This window comes from Streptococcus massiliensis DSM 18628 (genome assembly GCF_000380065.1).
In the GTDB taxonomy this organism is placed as follows: domain Bacteria; phylum Bacillota; class Bacilli; order Lactobacillales; family Streptococcaceae; genus Streptococcus; species Streptococcus massiliensis.
Genome location: NZ_KB904391.1, coordinates 1 through 18,413 on the forward strand (window position 1 = coordinate 1; position 18,413 = coordinate 18,413).

General features: G+C 40.0%; 19 protein-coding genes. 16 read left to right on the forward strand and 3 right to left on the reverse strand.

Translation table 11 applies throughout. The features are described 5' to 3' along the window. On the reverse strand, nt 1-174 hold a 174-nt coding region (locus A3I3_RS11280; RefSeq protein WP_478078760.1), incomplete at its 3' end, for a transposase. Between A3I3_RS11280 and A3I3_RS11120 the strand changes: the two genes are divergently transcribed. The 5 genes from A3I3_RS11120 to A3I3_RS0105935 all read left to right on the forward strand — a co-directional run bounded on the left by A3I3_RS11120 (nt 135) and on the right by A3I3_RS0105935 (nt 6,330). Continuing rightward, nucleotides 135-329, forward strand: a complete 195-nt coding sequence (locus tag A3I3_RS11120) for a hypothetical protein (RefSeq protein ID WP_018371812.1) — start codon at nt 135-137, stop codon at nt 327-329. The two genes, A3I3_RS11280 and A3I3_RS11120, sit on opposite strands and share 40 nt — an antisense overlap. A 29-nt stretch (nt 330-358) precedes the next feature. After that, entirely contained in the window at nt 359-1,021 is a 663-nt protein-coding gene (locus A3I3_RS0105920; protein ID WP_018371813.1) for a histidine phosphatase family protein, read from the forward strand. A gap of 225 nt (nt 1,022-1,246) precedes the next feature. Further along, complete coding sequence (gene cshA / locus A3I3_RS0105925; protein ID WP_018371814.1) at nt 1,247-2,800, forward strand: degradosome RNA helicase CshA; 1,554 nt, start codon at nt 1,247-1,249, stop codon at nt 2,798-2,800. Nucleotides 2,801-2,864: 64 nt separating this feature from the next. Continuing rightward, nucleotides 2,865-4,607 carry an ABC transporter ATP-binding protein gene (locus A3I3_RS0105930; protein WP_018371815.1) on the forward strand — a complete coding sequence of 581 codons (1,743 nt, stop codon included), beginning with the start codon at nt 2,865-2,867 and terminating at the stop codon, nt 4,605-4,607. Next, the gene (locus A3I3_RS0105935; RefSeq protein ID WP_018371816.1) at nt 4,591-6,330 is read left to right on the forward strand and encodes an ABC transporter ATP-binding protein; all 1,740 of its coding nucleotides are present in this window, start codon (nt 4,591-4,593) and stop codon (nt 6,328-6,330) included. The genes A3I3_RS0105930 and A3I3_RS0105935 overlap by 17 nt, the downstream gene beginning before the upstream one ends. Nucleotides 6,331-6,433: 103 nt before the next feature. Here A3I3_RS0105935 and lacD read toward each other — a convergent pair whose 3' ends face one another. Next, entirely contained in the window at nt 6,434-7,381 is a 948-nt protein-coding gene (gene lacD, locus A3I3_RS0105940; protein ID WP_018371817.1) for a tagatose-bisphosphate aldolase, read from the reverse strand. A 247-nt stretch (nt 7,382-7,628) separates the two neighbouring features. On the opposite strand from lacD, the gene A3I3_RS0105945 reads away from it, so the two are divergent. The 11 genes from A3I3_RS0105945 to A3I3_RS10175 all read left to right on the forward strand — a co-directional run bounded on the left by A3I3_RS0105945 (nt 7,629) and on the right by A3I3_RS10175 (nt 18,125). Next, nucleotides 7,629-8,375, forward strand: coding sequence for a DeoR/GlpR family DNA-binding transcription regulator (locus A3I3_RS0105945; protein WP_018371818.1), 747 nt, complete (start codon nt 7,629-7,631; stop codon nt 8,373-8,375). Nucleotides 8,376-8,487: 112 nt separating this feature from the next. Next, nucleotides 8,488-9,420 carry a 1-phosphofructokinase family hexose kinase gene (locus tag A3I3_RS0105950; RefSeq protein WP_018371819.1) on the forward strand — a complete coding sequence of 311 codons (933 nt, stop codon included), beginning with the start codon at nt 8,488-8,490 and terminating at the stop codon, nt 9,418-9,420. Between the two features lie 9 nt (nt 9,421-9,429). Continuing rightward, nucleotides 9,430-10,308, forward strand: a complete 879-nt coding sequence (locus A3I3_RS0105955) for an aldose 1-epimerase family protein (RefSeq protein ID WP_018371820.1) — start codon at nt 9,430-9,432, stop codon at nt 10,306-10,308. 119 nt (nt 10,309-10,427) lie between these two features. Beyond that, nucleotides 10,428-10,853, forward strand: coding sequence for a galactose-6-phosphate isomerase subunit LacA (gene lacA, locus A3I3_RS0105960; protein ID WP_018371821.1), 426 nt, complete (start codon nt 10,428-10,430; stop codon nt 10,851-10,853). A 12-nt stretch (nt 10,854-10,865) separates the two neighbouring features. Beyond that, nucleotides 10,866-11,381: a galactose-6-phosphate isomerase subunit LacB gene (lacB, locus tag A3I3_RS0105965; protein WP_018371822.1), complete on the forward strand. Its 516-nt coding sequence runs from the start codon at nt 10,866-10,868 to the stop codon at nt 11,379-11,381. 260 nt (nt 11,382-11,641) lie between these two features. Continuing rightward, entirely contained in the window at nt 11,642-12,478 is an 837-nt protein-coding gene (locus tag A3I3_RS0105970; protein WP_018371823.1) for a PRD domain-containing protein, read from the forward strand. A 10-nt stretch (nt 12,479-12,488) separates the two neighbouring features. After that, entirely contained in the window at nt 12,489-13,889 is a 1,401-nt protein-coding gene (lacG, locus tag A3I3_RS0105975; RefSeq protein ID WP_018371824.1) for a 6-phospho-beta-galactosidase, read from the forward strand. A gap of 14 nt (nt 13,890-13,903) precedes the next feature. Further along, nucleotides 13,904-14,227, forward strand: a complete 324-nt coding sequence (locus A3I3_RS0105980) for a PTS sugar transporter subunit IIA (RefSeq protein WP_018371825.1) — start codon at nt 13,904-13,906, stop codon at nt 14,225-14,227. A gap of 4 nt (nt 14,228-14,231) precedes the next feature. Then, on the forward strand, nt 14,232-15,887 hold the full coding sequence (locus A3I3_RS0105985) for a PTS lactose transporter subunit IIBC (protein WP_018371826.1): 1,656 nt from the start codon (nt 14,232-14,234) through the stop codon (nt 15,885-15,887). Nucleotides 15,888-15,979: 92 nt separating this feature from the next. Beyond that, nucleotides 15,980-16,264 carry a glycosyl hydrolase 53 family protein gene (locus tag A3I3_RS11245; protein WP_263399420.1) on the forward strand — a complete coding sequence of 95 codons (285 nt, stop codon included), beginning with the start codon at nt 15,980-15,982 and terminating at the stop codon, nt 16,262-16,264. Continuing rightward, on the forward strand, nt 16,251-18,125 hold the full coding sequence (locus tag A3I3_RS10175; RefSeq protein WP_263399421.1) for a glycosyl hydrolase 53 family protein: 1,875 nt from the start codon (nt 16,251-16,253) through the stop codon (nt 18,123-18,125). The genes A3I3_RS11245 and A3I3_RS10175 overlap by 14 nt, the downstream gene beginning before the upstream one ends. Before the next feature lie 79 nt (nt 18,126-18,204). Here A3I3_RS10175 and A3I3_RS0105995 read toward each other — a convergent pair. Further along, nucleotides 18,205-18,413 (reverse strand): transposase (locus tag A3I3_RS0105995; protein WP_018371827.1); only part of this gene is annotated, 209 nt, incomplete at its 5' end.

Sequence of the window (18,413 nt, forward strand, 5' to 3'; positions counted from 1 at the left end):
AAGCATTTTAGGGTGATAAGACGGGCGACCAAAGGCATGATAGAAGGCGTGGAAGTGACAATCCTCCAAAGTATTCACCACTTTTTCAATCGTAAAGACGAGATGGTCTTGTGGCAAGAAAGAACTGATTTCTAGTGGTAAAGTTGTTTGATTTGTGTTATAGTGAATATGCATGGGATAGCCTTTCTAAATGGTTTATTGTGCAATTCTATTTTACCAGGACTATCGCAACCATGCAAAAAAGCAACGGATTTGCCGTTGCTTTTTTTGGAGATAAGGGACTATTGTCCCAGGCTCTTTCTTTTTGTAAGGCTTTTAAAATGGTATAATAAAATGAGAATTGGACAAGGAGAAAATAATGCAAGAAATCTATATTGTTCGGCACGGACAAACTTTTTTGAATGAATTAAATCGCACTCAGGGATGGGTAGATTCTCCCTTGACAGAAAAGGGGAAAGAGCAGGCTAGACGAATGGGGCAGGCATTGAAAAGGAGCAATGCGCATTTTTCAGTCGTTGTGGCGAGCGATCGTGGACGAGTTTTGGAAACAGTAGGATTGCTTCTTGAGGAAGCAGGCTTGTCAGATTCTCCAATTGAGCAAAATCCGGATTGGCGGGAAATGTGTTTTGGTGAGTATGAAGGGTGTTCAAACGAAGACACGATTGCTGCTATTCTTCATTACAATGGTTATGAGACTGAAACTTGTACTTTTCAGAGTCGGCGGAAATTTCGTGAATTGATTACAGATACTATGTCTAAAATCGATAAGAGTGGCTGGGCGGAAAGTCGGGAACAGTTTGAAGCTAGATTGCTAGCGGCCTTAAATCAAGTTATTCTTTCCCTAGAGCAGTGTGCGGGTCAGCGTGCCTTAGTGGTAGCTCATGGTGTGGTGATGGAAACTCTTTTTCTGCTCCTAGAAAAGACGGCTGACTTACCAGAGATTGATAATGGGCGAGCTATGATTTTGCAGCATGAAAATGGTGTGTTCACTGTCAAAGCAGTCAATGTGGCAGCATTTTGATGATCGGAAAAATTGTCTATTCTCTTCAAGGTATTTCCAAGAAAACGTTTAAGTCAGAAATAAACCTAATTCAGCTATCTTTTTGTATCAGAACATGGTATACTAGATAAGTTGTATATTGCAAAGCGGGAGACGGCCTTTAGACCGACTGGTTTCAGGGCTCTTGCTTTCGCTTCCTAAGTTTGATAAGGTGGCTTCGCACTACCTTTAGAAAGAAGAAGAACATTGAAATTTAATGAATTCCATTTGTCTGCTGAATTATTAGCAGAGATTGAAAAAGCTGGCTTTGTAGAAGCTAGCCCGATCCAAGAGCAAACCATTCCTTTGGCCTTGGCTGGACAAGACGTTATCGGTCAAGCCCAGACGGGAACAGGGAAAACAGCAGCTTTTGGCCTACCAACGCTGGAAAAAATCCGCACGGATGAACAGACGATCCAAGCCTTGGTTGTGGCTCCGACACGAGAGCTCGCAGTGCAAAGTCAGGAAGAGCTCTTTCGCTTCGGGCGTAGCAAGGGGGTCAAGGTACGCTCTGTTTACGGTGGCTCTAGCATTGAAAAGCAAATTAAGGCTCTCAAATCAGGGGCTCACATTGTTGTCGGAACGCCGGGACGTTTGCTTGATTTGATTAAGCGCAAGGCTTTGAAGCTCAATCACGTCGAAACTCTTATCTTAGATGAAGCCGACGAAATGCTCAACATGGGCTTTCTAGAAGACATTGAAGCCATTATCGCCTGTGTCCCAGAAGACCGCCAAACTCTGCTCTTTTCAGCGACCATGCCAGACGCCATTAAGCGTATCGGCGTGCAATTTATGAAAGAGCCTGAGCATGTGAAAATTGCGGCTAAGGAATTGACGACCGAGCTGGTTGACCAGTACTACATCCGTATCAAGGAGCAAGAAAAGTTCGACACCATGACTCGACTCATGGATGTAGACCAGCCAGAGTTGGCCATTGTCTTTGGACGCACCAAGCGGCGGGTGGACGAGCTGACTCGTGGCCTCAAAATCCGTGGTTTCCGCGCTGAAGGTATTCATGGGGATTTGGACCAAGGCAAGCGTCTGCGTGTCCTCAGAGACTTTAAAAACGGCAATCTGGATGTCCTTGTGGCAACTGATGTGGCGGCGCGTGGTTTGGATATTTCGGGCGTGACCCACGTTTACAATTACGATATTCCGCAAGACCCTGAAAGCTATGTTCACCGTATCGGACGGACTGGACGCGCTGGAAAATCTGGCCAGTCGATTACGTTCGCCTCACCAAACGAAATGGGCTATCTCAAGATTATCGAAGATTTAACCAAGAAACGCATGAAGGGCTTGAAGCCAGCAACGGCTGAAGAAGCCTTCCAAGCCAAGAAAAAAGTGGCTCTTAAGAAAATCGAACGCGATTTTGCAGACGAGACCATTCGTGGCAACTTTGAGAAATTTAGCAAAGATGCGCGCAAGTTAGCAGCTGAATTTTCTCCAGAAGAGTTGGCTATGTACATTCTCAGCCTGACGGTGCAGGATCCAGAATCCTTGCCAGAAGTGGAAATTGCGCGTGAAAAACCATTGCCTTTCAAATATGCAGGAAATAACGGTGCACGCAAGAAAGGTGGCAATAGACGTAGTGATAGCCGCCGTGATGATCGAGGAGGTCGTCGTGATAACTTCAAGCGTCGTGGTAAGAGCGATCCTTTTGATAAGGAAAAACGCTACCGCAAAGACCACAAGAAGCCACGCAATACCTCTAGCGAAAAGAAAACAGGCTTCGTTATCCGCAATAAAGGTGATAAATAAAATAAGATAAAATGAAGAGGTGACTCTTCATTTTCCGTATATTGTATCCAAAGTAGGAAAATCAATGAAAGATTTAGCAGTTTATTTTAAGGGTTATATAAAAGAGAGCGTACTCGGGCCTTTATTCAAACTTTTAGAAGCGAGTTTTGAGTTGCTCGTTCCGCTCTTAATCGCACAAATCGTTGACCAAACGATTCCCCGAAAAGATAGTGGTCATCTCTATCAAATGATGGCTTTACTTGCAGTTTTGGCAATTTCAGGGGTTTTTGTTGCTATTACAGCCCAGTACTATTCATCTAAAGCTGCGGTTGGTTACACGCGTCAGCTGACTCAAGACTTGTATCAAAAAATCTTACGCCTGCCTAAGAGCAGTCGAGATGAGTTGACGACTTCAAGTTTGGTCACCCGCTTGACCAGTGATACCTACCAGATTCAGACGGGGATTAACCAATTTCTTCGTCTGTTTCTGCGGGCACCAATTATTGTTGGTGGAGCCATCATCATGGCTTTTGTCATTAGTCCACCTATCACAGGCTGGTTTCTTGCTATGGTTGTGGTGCTTAGCATTCTCGTGACAGTTATGTCTCATCTGCTCAATCCCATGTATGCCAAAATTCGTCAAATAACAGATAAGATTGTCAATCTCACTCGTCAGCAAATTCAAGGGATGCGAGTCATTCGCGCTTTTGACCAAACTCGCCGTGAAATTAGCCAGTTTCGTTCAATCAATGCCCTGTACAAGGCTTGGCAGATAAAAACAGGAATTTGGGCCAGTCTTCTCAGCCCCCTAACTTTTCTTGTCGTCAATGCTACGCTGGTTTTTGTCATCTGGAATGGACACCTAATGATTGACGCAGGAAATTTGACCCAAGGCAAGCTGGTTGCTTTGGTTAATTATCTGTTGCAAATTCTAACTGAACTCTTGAAGTTAGCTATGTTAGTCAACTCGCTCAATCAAAGCTATATCAGTGCAGGACGGGTACTTGAAGTCTTTGAGCAAACTGAGGAAGATGTCACAGCTCCGCTTAATCAAGAAAAGACTTTAGAAAAACGAGCTCTTTCTATCAAAGATATGACTTTTACCTATCCTTTAGCAGCAAGTCCTGCTCTGCGAAAAATTACGCTTGATTTGGATCATGGTCAAACTTTGGGAATTATCGGTGGGACTGGGTCAGGTAAGACAAGTCTGGTGCAGTTACTCTCGCATATCTATCAGCCGGAAGAAGGCAAATTGCACATTTTTAATCAGGGAATTAGTCCAAAAAATCTTGCAGAATGGCGTTCGTGGGTAGCAGTTGTGCCTCAAAAAGCTGAACTTTTCCGCGGAACAATTCGTTCTAATTTAACTTTAGGACTTAATCCAGTTCCGACCGATGAAGAACTCTGGTGGGCTTTAGGTGTTGCACAAGCAACAGATTTTGTTTCAGATAAAAAAGGACAACTAGACGCGTCGGTTGAAGCTTTTGGACGTAATTTCTCTGGTGGCCAGCGCCAACGTTTAACCATTGCCAGAGCTGTGCTTCATAGAGCTCCTTTTCTGGTTTTAGATGATTCGACCTCTGCACTGGATTACTTGACGGAAGCACACTTGCTTGAAGCCATCAAAACAGAGCTTTCTGCTACGAGTTTAATTCTCATTTCGCAGCGTACGAATAGCTTGAAAAATGCTGATAAAATTTTAGTTCTCGACAAAGGAATGCAAGTTGGGTTAGGACGTCATGAAGAGTTGTTAGAAAAGAGCGAACTTTATCGCGAAATTCATCAGTCTCAGCATGGAAAGAAGGCAGGTCATGAAACAAAGAAATAGCAGCCTCAGGCGCTTGACGAAAGATTTGACCCAGCAACCTGTCCTCTTATTTTTGGCTAGCCTAGGAACCATTATTCAGGTTGCACTGACCATTTATCTGCCCATTTTAATCGGATGTGCCGTGGACAGTGTCCTCTTACCAAATGCCGGCCATCATTTATCGGTTCTTGTGATGCAGATGCTTCTAGTCATTGCTGGGAATACGTTTATTCAATGGGTTAATCCGCTCATTTATAACCAATTAGTCTATCGTTATAGTCAGAATTTGCGTGACCGTGTGACACATAAGATTCATTATCTACCTCTTGCCTATCTAGATAAGCAAGGAAGTGGGGATTTGGTCAGCCGTGTGACGACAGATATTGATCAGCTTAACAACGGTCTTCTCATGGTATTTAACCAGTTTTTTGTGGGAATTTTAACCATTCTTGTAACTCTGGTAACGATGGCAAAGCTTGACTTTTTCATGATGACCTTGGTTTTACTCCTAACTCCCTTATCTATTATTTTAGCACGGTTTATTGCCAAGAGAAGTTTTAAACTTTTCCAAGCCCAAACTCAATCACGCGGCATTCAGAGTCAGTTGATTGAAGAAAGTCTAAGTCAGGAAACCTTGATTCAAACTCTGGGAGCACAAGAACAGTTCATCGATGATTTCACAGAGACAAATAAGACTTATGCCAATTATTCGCAGGATGCTATCTTTTATTCCTCAACGGTCAACCCTTCAACACGCTTTATCAATGCACTAATTTATGCACTGATGGTAGGTTTTGGAGCAATACGAATTATCAGTGGTTCGCACTTTACGGTTGGAGAGCTGGTGACCTTTCTTAATTATGTCAATCAGTACACCAAACCTTTCAATGATATTTCCTCTGTCATGTCGGAACTTCAAAGCGCCCTTGCCTGTGCAGAACGGCTTTATCTGATTTTGGATGAAGAAGAAGTGGTAGAGACTGGACATAAAATACTAATGTCAGAAGAGGTCAAGGGAGCGATTGCTTTTGAGCACGTCCAATTTGGTTATGAACCACAGAAAATTCTGATAAAGGACTTGAATATTGCTATTCCAGCTGCCAGCAAGGTCGCTATTGTCGGACCAACTGGAGCAGGAAAATCTACACTGATTAATCTGCTTATGCGCTTTTACTCCGTTAATCACGGGCAAATTACGCTTGATGGTGTGCCGATTACCGATTATACGCGTCCCTCTTTTCGGCAGCAGTTTGGAATGGTATTGCAAGAGACTTGGCTAGAGACAGGAACTATTCATGAGAATATTGCTTTCGGACGACCTGATGCTAAGCGTGAAGAAGTGATTGCAGCTGCTCAGGCAGCCAATGCAGACTTCTTTATTCAGCAGTTGCCACAAGGTTACGATACCTACCTAGCGGATGCTGGTGATTCGCTTTCACAAGGACAGCGCCAGCTGCTTACGATTGCCCGTGTCTTTTTGACAATTCCAAAGATTCTTATTTTGGATGAAGCGACATCGTCTATTGATACAAGAACAGAAGTGTTAATTCAAGAAGCCTTTGGGAAACTCATGGAAGGCAGAACGAGCTTTATCATTGCTCACCGCTTATCCACTATTCAAAATGCAGATCTGATCCTTGTTCTGGTCGATGGAGATATTGTGGAGCATGGTAAGCATGACGACCTGATGGCTGCGCGTGGTGTTTACTATGACATGCAGACAGCGCAAGAAAAGAAGGAATAGGGTTGAAGTTTTTAATTTTCTTATTCAGTTCATATCATGCAAAGAAAAACCCAAAATCGCAGCTAGGCTTAGCTGCGATTTTGGGTTTTATAAGGGAGACAAATTAAAATTTTGCTGGAGTAGCTGTTTCTTGAAGAACGCTATTTAGTTCTTCAATATTTTGTTTACCAACTGTTTCCAGCCATTCAATAGCAGCAGCTTCGCCACCTTCTTGGTAAGCAGTTGTTGCGCCAGCCCAAGTTGCACGTCCGCAAAGGACTCCATTGAAAGTTGAGCCAGATTCTTTTGCAAAACGAAGTGTATCTTGGAAAAGTTGAGCAGACACACCTGCTGAAAGGAAGATAAATGGAAGGTTGGTAGCTGCGCTTTGTTCAGCATAATAACCAGCCGCTTCTTCCTTGTTGTAGAGAACGTCGCCTTCAGCAAAGCCTTCAACAAATTTCATGTTTACAGGAACTTCGACTTTAAGAACATCAACGTTGAAACGAGGCTCTGAGTAAACTTTCATTGCTTCGATAACTTTGCGAGGTTTGAGTTTAGCATATTCTTTTTCGTCAGTTACGTTTGCATCGTAAGACACCAATTCCAAGAAGAATGGCATGTCTTCTGCTTTACATTCTGAAGCAATACGTTCGATGAAAGCTTCTTTCACGTCATTCACTGCACGATCTTCGTCCACGTCAACGTAAAGAAGAACTTTAACTGCATCAGCACCGTTTGCTTTCAAGCGTTGAACAGAAACGTTATCTACCAAGTCAGGGAAACGTCCTGGAACGGTTGAGTCATAGCCAGTTTTTTCATAAGCGACTAAAAGACCAGCATTTTCATCACGAGCGCCAGCCGCTTTCCAACCTAACTCCGGATCAAGCAGGATAGAAGAAGCGTATTTAGTCAAATGTTTTGAAACCAGCACTTTGAAATTTTCCAACTCAGCAACTGGAGTATCAGCACCGAGCATACGACGAAGTGCTCCGCGTTGGTCAATAGCAAGTGCGGCGATGACCCCGTTATCATCACACAAACGATTCAATTTTTCAAGTTTTGTTGTCATGGACATTTTCTCCTCTTGTTATTATATTGAAAAGTATATAACTTTTTTTAAACAAAGTCAAACACATTTTTACAAATTTTTAGATAATTTGTTGAAATTCTACAAATAACGAGTATAATAAGAGTGTAAGGTTATAAATATAGAAAAAGAATCTACCGTTATATTATGCGGCAGAAATAGTGTTATACAACTACTAATTAGGATAATTGTATAAGTTAAAGTTGTTCATTTATGAAAGGAAACGAACATGAAAGAAAGTCGTCATCTAGTTATTTTAAAAGAATTGGAACAAAATGGTGTGGTATCGGTCAAACACCTGAAAGAGATTTTAGATGTGACAGATATGACTATTCGTCGTGATCTGATTGAGTTGGAGCAGCAAGATCTCCTCATTCGTGTTCATGGTGGAGCTCATAAAAAGGCGAAAGAAACCTTCAATGAAGCCTCTCATATAGAAAAAACGACCATTAATGTTGCAGAAAAGAAGGTTATCGCTCGTAAATGTGCAGATTTGATCACAGATGGCGACACCGTTTTCATTGGTTCAGGAACCACGACTAGTTTTATTAGTGATTATCTCGAAGATAAGAAAATTAGTATTGTAACGAATTCTTTACCAATCTTTGAGACTCTGAAGGATAATCCCAACCTTGACATCATCCTTGTTGGCGGCCGTTATCGTATGAAAACTCAAACTTTTGTAGGACAGTTTGCCAATAAACTTCTTAAAGAGATTAAGGTTGCTAAGGCCTTTATCGGAGTGAATGGGATTGACGGGCACAATGTAACAACTGCTAACGAGGAAGAAGGAAATGGAAATGCAATTATCCTTAATAATGCTGTTGAGAAGTACATCGTGGCTGATAACACCAAATTAGATAGTTACTCATTTTATACCTTCTATCATCTGGACGATGTGAATGCGATTGTGACGGATGATACTATTTCAGATGAATTGAGAGAACGATATCAAGTTTTTACAAAAATTATCTAAAGCTCAGTTTTTACTGAGTTTTTTCTTTTTAGAACAAAAATGAACATTTTCTCTTGCAAAAGTATAAAAAATAAATTACAATGTAACCGAATACAAAAAAGGAGAAATATTTATGTTACATCTAGTTTGCCCTAATCCAGCTCTTGATCGGACGATTTTGCTTAGTGATTTTCAGGCAGAGGTGGTGAATCGTCCAGATATGGTTCATGAAAATGCTGGTGGGAAAAGTTTTAATGCTGCTTATGTGTTAAAGGAAGAGTCAAAAGGTCAGACAGATCATTTCTGCATTCACACGATGCTAGGCGGAAAAATGGGTGAATATGTCGCAGAACTTAATGAGAATGACGGGATCCCCTTGGTTGTGACAGCAGTCAACAAGAATACGCGGACTTGTACTATTTCGATTGATACGGTTCATCAAAAGACCTATTTGGTCTATGAAAAAGGATTTGATTTGGATGCAAATCTGCTAGAGCAATTTACCGAAAAGCTAGTATCTGCGGTTCAACCAGGTGATAGTGTAGTCTTTTCGGGTTCTCTTATGAAAGGCATGCCCGAGGACTATATTGCACAAGTCGCAGCTAAGTTGCCAGACGGAGCTAAGCTAGTGGTTGATACATCAGGATCAGCACTTAAGGCAGCTCTTCCTGCGAAACCAACTATTGTTAAAATTAATGACGAAGAACTAGCTGAACTGACAGGTAAACCAACAGAAACTCCTGAACAAGTGCGCGATTTGATTCAGTCGTATCATGATTTGCCTTTCTTTATCGTAACAATGGGCGGCAAGGGAGTTGTTGCCAAACTTGGTAATGATTGTTTTAAACTGACTTTTCCTAAAATTGAGGTTAAAAATCCGATTGCTTCAGGAGATTTCTTTTTAGGAAGCCTTTGCCATTCTTTGCATGTACGAGGTTTGGTTGATCGTGAGAGTGTCATGCGTGCTTGTGCTTACGCGACTGCTAATTGTCTACAATGGACACCAGAAGTTGATCAGGCAGATGTGGCACGAATTCTAAAGAAAATAGTTTTGACAGAATTATAGGAGTTTGAGATGGCACTAACTTTAAAAAATGATCAGGTTAAACTCGAGTTTGCGACTTTTGGTGGGGCACTTTCTTCAATAAAAGACGCAGATGGAGTTGAATATCTTTGGCAGGGGGACGCGACCTATTGGTCAGGACAGGCCCCTGTTCTTTTTCCCATTTGTGGAAGTTTGCGTGATAATCGCGCAACCATAGTTGAAAAAGAAATGATTATGCCACGGCACGGTTTGGTACGTAAGAAAGAATTTGAGCTATTTAAGCAGGCTGATGATTATATCATTTTCCGCATTCAAAGTGATGATGACATGTACCAACAATTTCCATTTGAGTTTGAACTTCAGATTCGTTATGACCTTCTAAAAAAGGGTGTCCGTACGACTTATACAGTTAAAAATTTAGATGCAAAAACACTCCCCTTCTGCATTGGAGGACATCCCGGCTTTAACTGTCCGCTTTTAGCTGGTGAAACTTATGAAGATTACTATTTAGAGTTTGAAAAAGACGAAAAATTGACTGTTCCGACTTCTTATCCAGAAACAGGTCTTCTGAATTTAGTAGAACGCCATGAGTTGCCTATCAAGGGGAATGTTCTAGACCTAAGTTATGATCTTTTCAGTCAAGATGTTCTGACTTTGGATCGGTTAAAATCACGTTCGGTTAAATTATTGTCAAGAAAACATAGAAAAGGATTGCAAGTGGATTTTGCAGATTTTCCTTATTTGGTTTTGTGGTCGACTGCTAATCATGATCCCTTTATCGCGCTTGAACCGTGGTCGGGGCTATCAACAGATGTGCACGCTACAAATGATTTTCTTGATAAGCCAAATGTACAAAAAGTAGTGTCTGGTCAGGAAAGGAAATTAGCATTTGATATTAATTTATTATAAACAAACATTTCTGAACATAAAGTGTTGACTTTTGTTTAAATAAGTATATAATATAAAATATAACAATGAAGAGTCAGAGCTTTGCTTTTGACTGGAAAATGGAGTAAGGAGGAATTTTCATGTCTATTATCATTGGAGCGGATCAAGCAGGATCTGCGCTTAAGGAGATCGTCAAGGACTTTCTGATTGAGGAAGGTCATGAGGTGGTTGATGTCAGCCGTGATGGTGCGGACGCTGTAGACACAACTTTGTCAGTAGTTCAAGCCGTCAATGAAGCTGATGGTAATCTTGGTATCGTGATTGATGCTTATGGTGTGGCGAGTTTTATGACCGCAACCAAGATCAAGGGAATGATCTGTGCAGAGGTTTCAGATGAACGTTCAGCTTACATGACACGTGGTCATAATAATGCACGCATGATCACTATGGGGGCTGAAATTGTCGGACCAGGTCTGGCTAAGAATATTGCTAAAAGCTTTGTCAATGGGAAATACGACGGTGGTCGTCACCAAATTCGTGTCGACATGCTCAATAAAATGTGCTAGGAGGAAATGAAGATGAAAATTGCTATTGGATGTGACCATATCGTAACAGATACTAAAATGGCGGTGTCTGATTTCCTTAAGTCAAAAGGACACGAAGTGCTGGACTTTGGGACCTATGATTTCACTCGAACCCACTATCCGATTTTTGGTAAAAAAGTCGGCGAAGCCGTTGTGACAGGGCAAGCGGATCTCGGTGTTTGCATCTGTGGTACCGGTGTTGGGATCAATAATGCAGTGAACAAGGTGCCAGGGATTCGCTCTGCGCTTGTGCGTGATATGACCAGTGCCCTTTATGCCAAAGAAGAGCTCAATGCCAATGTTATCGGCTTTGGTGGTAAGATTATTGGTGAGCTTCTTATGTGCGACATCATTGATGCTTTTATTAATGCTGAGTACAAAGAAACACCTGAAAATAAACGTTTGATTGAAAAAATCGCCGCAGTTGAGGCTGGTCATGAACTTCACCAAGATCCAAACTTCTTCAAAGAATTCTTGGACAAGTGGGATCGTGGCGAATATCATGATTAACCAAGACACGAGGGTGTAAAGAGCTAGAGGGTAACAGTCTCTAACTCTTTTTTGGACAATTAGAAAGTTTTTAAACATTTTTGAAAAAAAGTAATAGTAAACGCTTGCAAAAAGAACAAAAAGTGCTATAATGAATTCAACAGAATAAAACATGGATTGTAACTAGGAATTAGGCGAGACCATAAATGTACTAAAAGGAGACTTTTGGGGCGTTTGTGGTCTTTTTAGCTTTTTAAAATCTGTTACTAGAAAGGATAAAGATGTTTAGAATTGTCCAACCATTAAATAATAACGTGGCTGTCGTTAAACAAGACAATGGCGAGCAAGCGGTGATTATGGGCTTGGGAATTGTGTTTAAGAAAAAGAAAGGTGATGTGATAGCAGAAGAACGGGTTGAAAAAATATTCCAAATGAAAAGTGAAGAATCACAAAAGAATTTTTCAGCTTTGTTAAAAGATGTACCTCTAGATTTTATTACAACGACTTATGAAATTATTGATTATGGTGTAAAGGAATACCATTTTCCTGTTCAGGAATACATCTACGTCACTTTGACAGATCATATTTACTGTAGTTATCAGGCCTTGCAAAAAGGAAGTTATCAAAATAGCAATTTGCCAGACATGTCAGAACAATATCCGATTGAATATGCAATCGCTGAACAGGCTTTGCATACTTTGAAAGAGAAATTAGACATTACTTTTCCGACCGATGAGATTGGACGTATTGCTCTCCACTTTATCAATGCTAAGGGCGAAGATGTTGTGGTTAGTCAGGATGAGCAAAAATTGACTCGACAGATGATCAGCTTGGTACAAGAAGAACTTTTAAAATATGGAATCAAGAGAACTCAGAAGAATAGTAATTTTTATGATCGCCTGATGATTCATTTGACTTATTTCATTGAGCGACTCGAACAAGAAGACAGCAATTCAAATGTCTCGATGAAGAGTTTGGAAGCACATATAAAAAAGGATTATCCAGAAGCCTATCAAGTTGGAGAACGGATTTACGAAATGATTTGCCAACGACTAGGTGGAAATTTGAATCCAAATGAGAAGGTATATTTGGTTATACATGTACAGAGATTATTATAAGGAGAAAAGAATGTTTCAATTACCAGAAGATTTTATATTCGGTGGAGCTACTGCGGCTTACCAAGTGGAAGGTGCAACCAAAGAAGGTGGGAAAGGACCTGTTGCTTGGGATGAATTTTTGGAAAAACAAGGACGATTTTTAGCAGACCCGGCGAGTGATTTTTATCATCAATATTCAAAAGACATAGCACTTTGCGAAAAATTTGGAGTTAATGGTTTGCGTTTATCTATTGCTTGGAGTCGTATTTTTCCAAATGGAAGAGGAGAAATTAATCAAGAAGGGGTAGATTTCTATCATCGGGTATTTGCAGAATGTGCAAAACATCATGTTTTACCTTTTGTGACTTTGCACCATTTTGATACACCAAAGGCCTTGTTTGACCAAGGAGATTTTTTAAATCGTGATACAATTGAAGCGTTTGTTGCATATGCAGAATTTTGTTTTAAGGAATTTTCAGAAGTACGTCACTGGAGTACCTTTAATGAAATTTACCCAGTGGCGACCAACCAATATTTATTGGGTACTTTTCCACCAGGAATTCAATACGATTTGTCTAAAGTCATTCAATGCTTACACAATATGATGTACGCTCATGCACGGGTTGTAAATCTGTTTAAAGATAGTGGTTATGCAGGTCAGATTGGAGTTGTTCATTCTTTAGAAACGAAATATCCGGCGACAGACTTAGAAGAAGATCAACACGCAGCTTTCTTGGATGATGCCTTATCTATTCGATTCTTATTGGACGCTACCTACTTGGGCTACTATTCTGAAGAAACCATGAGAGCACTTAACGAAATTTGTGAAGCAAATCAGGCTAGTTATGATTTTCCAGAAAATGATTTTCGTGAAATGAAAAAGGCTAGTCATCGAAATGATTACCTTGGAATTAATCACTATCAATGTCATTTTGTAAAAGCCTATCAAGGAGAATCAGCTATTCATCATAATGGAACAGGTGATAAGGGAACCTCAGTTTATAAAGTTAAAGGAATTGGGGAACGAATCTATAAGGAAGGTATTGAAAGGACAGATTGGGACTGGATCATCTATCCAGAAGGTCTGTATGACTTACTTCTGAGGATTAAGCAGGATTACCCACATTACAAGCAAATCTATATTACAGAAAATGGCATGGGTTATAAGGATGAGTTTGATAATGGCTTGATTATGGATGGACCACGGATTGATTATCTCAAAGTTTATCTTCAATCTCTTTCAAAAGCTATTGAAGCAGGCGTTGTCGTAAAGGGGTATTTTCTTTGGTCACTTATGGATGTCTTTTCATGGTCTAATGGTTACAACAAGCGCTATGGTCTTTTTTATGTTGATTTTGAAACACAAGAACGTTATCCAAAAGAGTCAGCTTACTGGTTTAAACATGTTAGCGAAACAAAAGTGATAGTATAAGAAAGGAGAAAAGAATGAATAAAAATGAATTGCAGATGTTAGGATTTGAAATTGTGGCCTATTCAGGTGATGCCAGAAGTATACTTCTGAACTTACTAAAAGAAGTCCGTCAAGGGAACTTTTCTAATGTAGATTCTGCTCTAAAGGAGGCAGATGAAAATTTAAACCTAGCACATAATTCTCAAACAAAAATTTTGGCTCAAGAAGCTGCTGGGGAAAATTTGGATTTAGGATTTATTTTTATCCACGGACAAGATCATTTGATGACAACTCTACTGTTAAAAGAATTGATTGTGGATTTTATTGAACTATATAAACAACAATATAAGGAGGATTAATTCCATGAACGGAATTATTAAACAAATTGAAAAAGGAAAACCTTTCTTTGAAAAAATATCACGTAATATTTATCTAGGAGCCATTCGTGACGGTTTCCTAGCTGCTATGCCAGCTATTCTATTTTCAAGTATTTTTATTTTGCTTGCAGCTATTCCAGAAATTTTTGGTTATAAATTACCTGAAAATGTATCAACCTGGCTTTGGAAAGTTTATGGCTATTCAATGGGTGTTGTTGCTCTTCTTGTTTCTGCAACAACAGCACGCTGCCTATCAGAGTCAATGAATCGGAATATGCCGACTAATAAAAAAATTAATTCTGTATCTGTTATGTTAGCATCCATTGTAAGTTTTCTCTTACTTAGTGTTGACCAAATTGAAAATGGTCTAGCAAACGGGTATATGGGAACCAAAGGTATTTTGGCAGCTTTTGTCGCGGCATTTATTACAGTTAATGTTTATAAATTCTGTGTTCTGAAAGATATTACAATTAAGATGCCAAAAGAAGTTCCTGGAACAATTTCCCAAACTTTTCGAGATGTCTTCCCATTCTCTTTTGCAGTATTTGCTGCGGTCATTATTGATACGATTGTTCGGATATTCTTTGGTCATTCTTTTGCAGAAGCGATCATCACTCTGCTTCAGCCCCTATTTACAGCAGCAGACGGATATTTAGGTATTTCCATTATCTGGGGAGCAATGGCTCTCTTCTGGTTCGTTGGTGTTCATGGTCCTTCTATTGTAGAGCCGGCTATTGCTGCAATTATTTATGCGAATGTTGAAACCAATCTACAACTAGTCAGAGCCGGTCAACATGCTTCAAATGTTTTGACCGTTGGTTTGGGTAACTTTGTCGGAACCATGGGTGGAACAGGGGCAACTCTTGTCGTTCCTTTTCTCTTTATGCTTTTTGCTAAATCAAAGCAATTAAAAGCAGTCGGAAAAGCTTCGTTTGTCCCAGTTTGCTTTGCAGTTAATGAACCCTTACTTTTTGCAACACCTATTATTTTAAATCCATATTTCTTTATCCCCTTCTTATTGACACCAATGGTCAATGTATGTGCTTTTAAATTCTTTGTTGATGTTCTTGGAATGAATAGTTTCATGTATGTTTTACCATGGGCAACTCCGGCACCAATTGGTCTTATTTTAGGGACAGGCGCAGGAATTTTATCAATTGTTTTGATGCTCCTCTTGCTCGTGATTGACTCTATTATCTATCTTCCATTTATCAAGGCTTATGATGATTCCTTAGTTGAAGAAGAAGCTAAAAAATCTGAAGTGATAGAACTTGAAGAAAAGGTAGAAGCAGAACTTGAAGAAAAGATTCGAGTAGCAGCAGAAGGAGAAAAGCATAATATCTTAGTGCTTTGTGCAGGAGCAGGTACAAGTGCTATGTTAGCAAATGCCTTGACAGAAGGAGCAGCAGAACTTGGGGTTAACCTCAGTTCAACGGCAGGCGCATATGGTTCACACTATGAAATTATGAAAGACTTTGATATGATTGTCCTTGCGCCGCAAGTAAATTCCTACTATGAAGATATTAAAAAAGATACAGATAAATTAGGTATTAAACTTGTTGCAACAAAGGGTGCAGAATACATCAAGTTAACTCGTGATCCTAAAGGAGCAGTACAATTTGTCCTTTCACATTTTGAGTAGAATATAATTCTCTAGAAAATTGGGGTGGGCAACACTTATTTTAAAAATAGAAGCGTGCTTCCTATCCTTAGTTTTTAGAGTAGGAGAATAATATGAAAAATTGGAAAAAATTATCCTTTGTTTTAGCCGTCATCCTCTGTCTGATCGGAAGTAATATTCTTATTTCTGCTGAAGAAAGGACGAATATTCGTATTGATAAAGTTGATAATCTGCCTTCGGATTTTATTAGGGGAACGGATATTTCCACGCTAATTGCCCAAGAACAAAGTGGTGTACAGTATAAAGATGAGAATGGGAATGTGCGAGACATTTTCGATATTCTTCAGGAAAATGGGGTTAATTATATTCGAGTGAGAATTTGGAATGACCCCCTATGATAAAAATGGTCATGGCTATGGTGCCGGAAATAATGACCTAGATAAAGCAATTGAGATTGGGAAAAGAGCAAGTGCACATGGAATGAAGCTTTTAGTAGATTTCCATTATTCAGATTTTTGGGCTGACCCAGGGCGCCAAGTGGTGCCCAAGGCTTGGGCTAACATGAATTTAACTGAGAAATCAACTGCTCTTTACCAGTACACTAAAGATAGTCTTCAAAAGTTGAGAGCAGCTGGTGTCAGTGTTGGCATGGTGCAAATCGGAAATGAAACAACTAGCAGTGGTCTAGCTGGAGAAGCTGGTGAAGGTCGTTATGCCTTGTATGCAGCAGGATCAAAAGCGGTGCGTGAAGTGGATCCATCTGTTTTAGTTGCCATTCACTTAACCAATCCTGACAAAACAGATACGATTTTAAATTATGCTCAAGAATTAGCTAATCACCAAATTGATTATGATGTATTTGCTACAAGCTACTATAGCTTTTGGCATGGTAGTCTAGACAATTTGACTTATGTTTTGAAGACAGTAGCTGATAATTATGGCAAGAAGACCTTGGTTGCAGAAACTTCTTACGCTTATACGCTAGAAGATGGTGACGGTCAACAGAATGTTATTCGAAACAAGAATCAATTAACGGTAGGAGGCTACCCAGCCTCTGTCCAAGGGCAGTCCCATGCTTTACGTGATGTGATTGATGCTACAAATAAGGCTGGAAGTAGTGCGCTGGGTGTATTTTACTGGGAACCTGCTTGGACTCCTGTTAGTCAGAAGGGGAAAGAAGCGAATCTACCTATTTGGGAACAATATGGTTCAGGTTGGGCGTTTAGTTATGCAATTGGATACGATCCAAACGTTAACCAAACAAATTACGGTGGTTCAGAATGGGATAACCAAGCGCTCTTTGACTTTACAGGAAAAGCATTACCGTCTCTTGCTACTTTTAAATATGTTTATACCGGATTAAACACAAATCTGGAGTATGACAAAAATGAGGATACTGCCGTACAAGAAAGTCTTCTTTCAAATTATAGTTTTGAAGAAGAGGATATGTCCGCTTATACCTTTAACGATTTTATCAAGCGAAGACAGGATACTCCTAAAACTGGAAAATACGCCATGAACTTCTACCATGCTAATGGAGATTATCAGACAGGTCTTGAACAAAGTTTGACACTTCCAGCAGGAACATATCACTTTTCTGTCCAGATCCAGGGGGGAGATACCAATGGTTCAGAGGATATTTATGCTTTTGCTCACTCCAGTGGTCTAGATATTCAAAGTAAAAAGGTCAAACTATCAGGGTGGTCAAATTGGCAGACAGCAGAATTAAGCTTTACTTTAACAAAAGAAAGTCAGGTAAGTCTAGGCGTTTCAGTCAAGGTTAATAGTGGGGCATGGGGAACGATTGATGATTTAATTTTGACGAAATCAAAGGTAGTGGATAAAACAAAATTGGTGGCAGCGATTACTTCATCAAAAGAATTATTGAAACATAAAGAAAAGTATAGTTCTGAGTCCATTCTCCAGCTAAATCAGCAGCTTGAACAAGCACAAAAAATAGTAGATAAGGCAGACGCAAGTCAGACAGAGGTTGATAAAGTGTTAGTCGCTTTAGAAACGGCTCAACAAGCGCTAGTACCTAAGAAGAATAAAAATAATGTTGTAACTACTGATTCTTCTACAACGGAGAAAAAAAGTCAAAATGACAACCATGGTTCAGATGATAAGGAACCAGAGAAAAATAAAGATGAAAAAGTGTTGCCGAAAACAGGAACCACATTTACCCATCTGGAAGTGATCGGTGTTGTTATTTTTACGCTTCTTGTTATTCTGTATACTCAAAAGAAGGTTAATAATTAAAAATAAAAAAGAGCCTGGGACAAAATAATTCTCAGCCACAAAAAAAGCTAGAGCTTCCCAATTGCGGAACTCTAGCTTTTTAATTTTGAGTCGTTCTCTTATTGTATTTTAGGAGGTTATTGGCCATAAGTACCAATCCCATGTCAATTCTCNCTTGACGCTTCCCTCTCAGATTACATCTCTTGTAACCCAAACAAGCCTTTATCTGCCCAAAGACAGGTTCCACATCAATCTTGCGTTGAGCGAAAATCTGTCTACCTTGGGGAGATAAAAGCGCCTGACATTCTT

Coding starts and splice junctions, on each gene's coding strand:
- A3I3_RS0105920 (WP_018371813.1), top strand. CDS start 359: ATGCAAGAAATCTATATTGTTCGGCACGGACAAACTTTTTTGAATGAA.
- A3I3_RS0105930 (WP_018371815.1), top strand. CDS start 2,865: ATGAAAGATTTAGCAGTTTATTTTAAGGGTTATATAAAAGAGAGCGTA.
- A3I3_RS0105935 (WP_018371816.1), top strand. CDS start 4,591: ATGAAACAAAGAAATAGCAGCCTCAGGCGCTTGACGAAAGATTTGACC.
- lacD (WP_018371817.1), bottom strand. CDS start 7,381: ATGACAACAAAACTTGAAAAATTGAATCGTTTGTGTGATGATAACGGG.
- A3I3_RS0105945 (WP_018371818.1), top strand. CDS start 7,629: ATGAAAGAAAGTCGTCATCTAGTTATTTTAAAAGAATTGGAACAAAAT.
- A3I3_RS0105950 (WP_018371819.1), top strand. CDS start 8,488: ATGTTACATCTAGTTTGCCCTAATCCAGCTCTTGATCGGACGATTTTG.
- A3I3_RS0105955 (WP_018371820.1), top strand. CDS start 9,430: ATGGCACTAACTTTAAAAAATGATCAGGTTAAACTCGAGTTTGCGACT.
- lacA (WP_018371821.1), top strand. CDS start 10,428: ATGTCTATTATCATTGGAGCGGATCAAGCAGGATCTGCGCTTAAGGAG.
- lacB (WP_018371822.1), top strand. CDS start 10,866: ATGAAAATTGCTATTGGATGTGACCATATCGTAACAGATACTAAAATG.
- A3I3_RS0105970 (WP_018371823.1), top strand. CDS start 11,642: ATGTTTAGAATTGTCCAACCATTAAATAATAACGTGGCTGTCGTTAAA.
- lacG (WP_018371824.1), top strand. CDS start 12,489: ATGTTTCAATTACCAGAAGATTTTATATTCGGTGGAGCTACTGCGGCT.
- A3I3_RS0105980 (WP_018371825.1), top strand. CDS start 13,904: ATGAATAAAAATGAATTGCAGATGTTAGGATTTGAAATTGTGGCCTAT.
- A3I3_RS0105985 (WP_018371826.1), top strand. CDS start 14,232: ATGAACGGAATTATTAAACAAATTGAAAAAGGAAAACCTTTCTTTGAA.
- A3I3_RS11245 (WP_263399420.1), top strand. CDS start 15,980: ATGAAAAATTGGAAAAAATTATCCTTTGTTTTAGCCGTCATCCTCTGT.
- A3I3_RS10175 (WP_263399421.1), top strand. CDS start 16,251: ATGACCCCCTATGATAAAAATGGTCATGGCTATGGTGCCGGAAATAAT.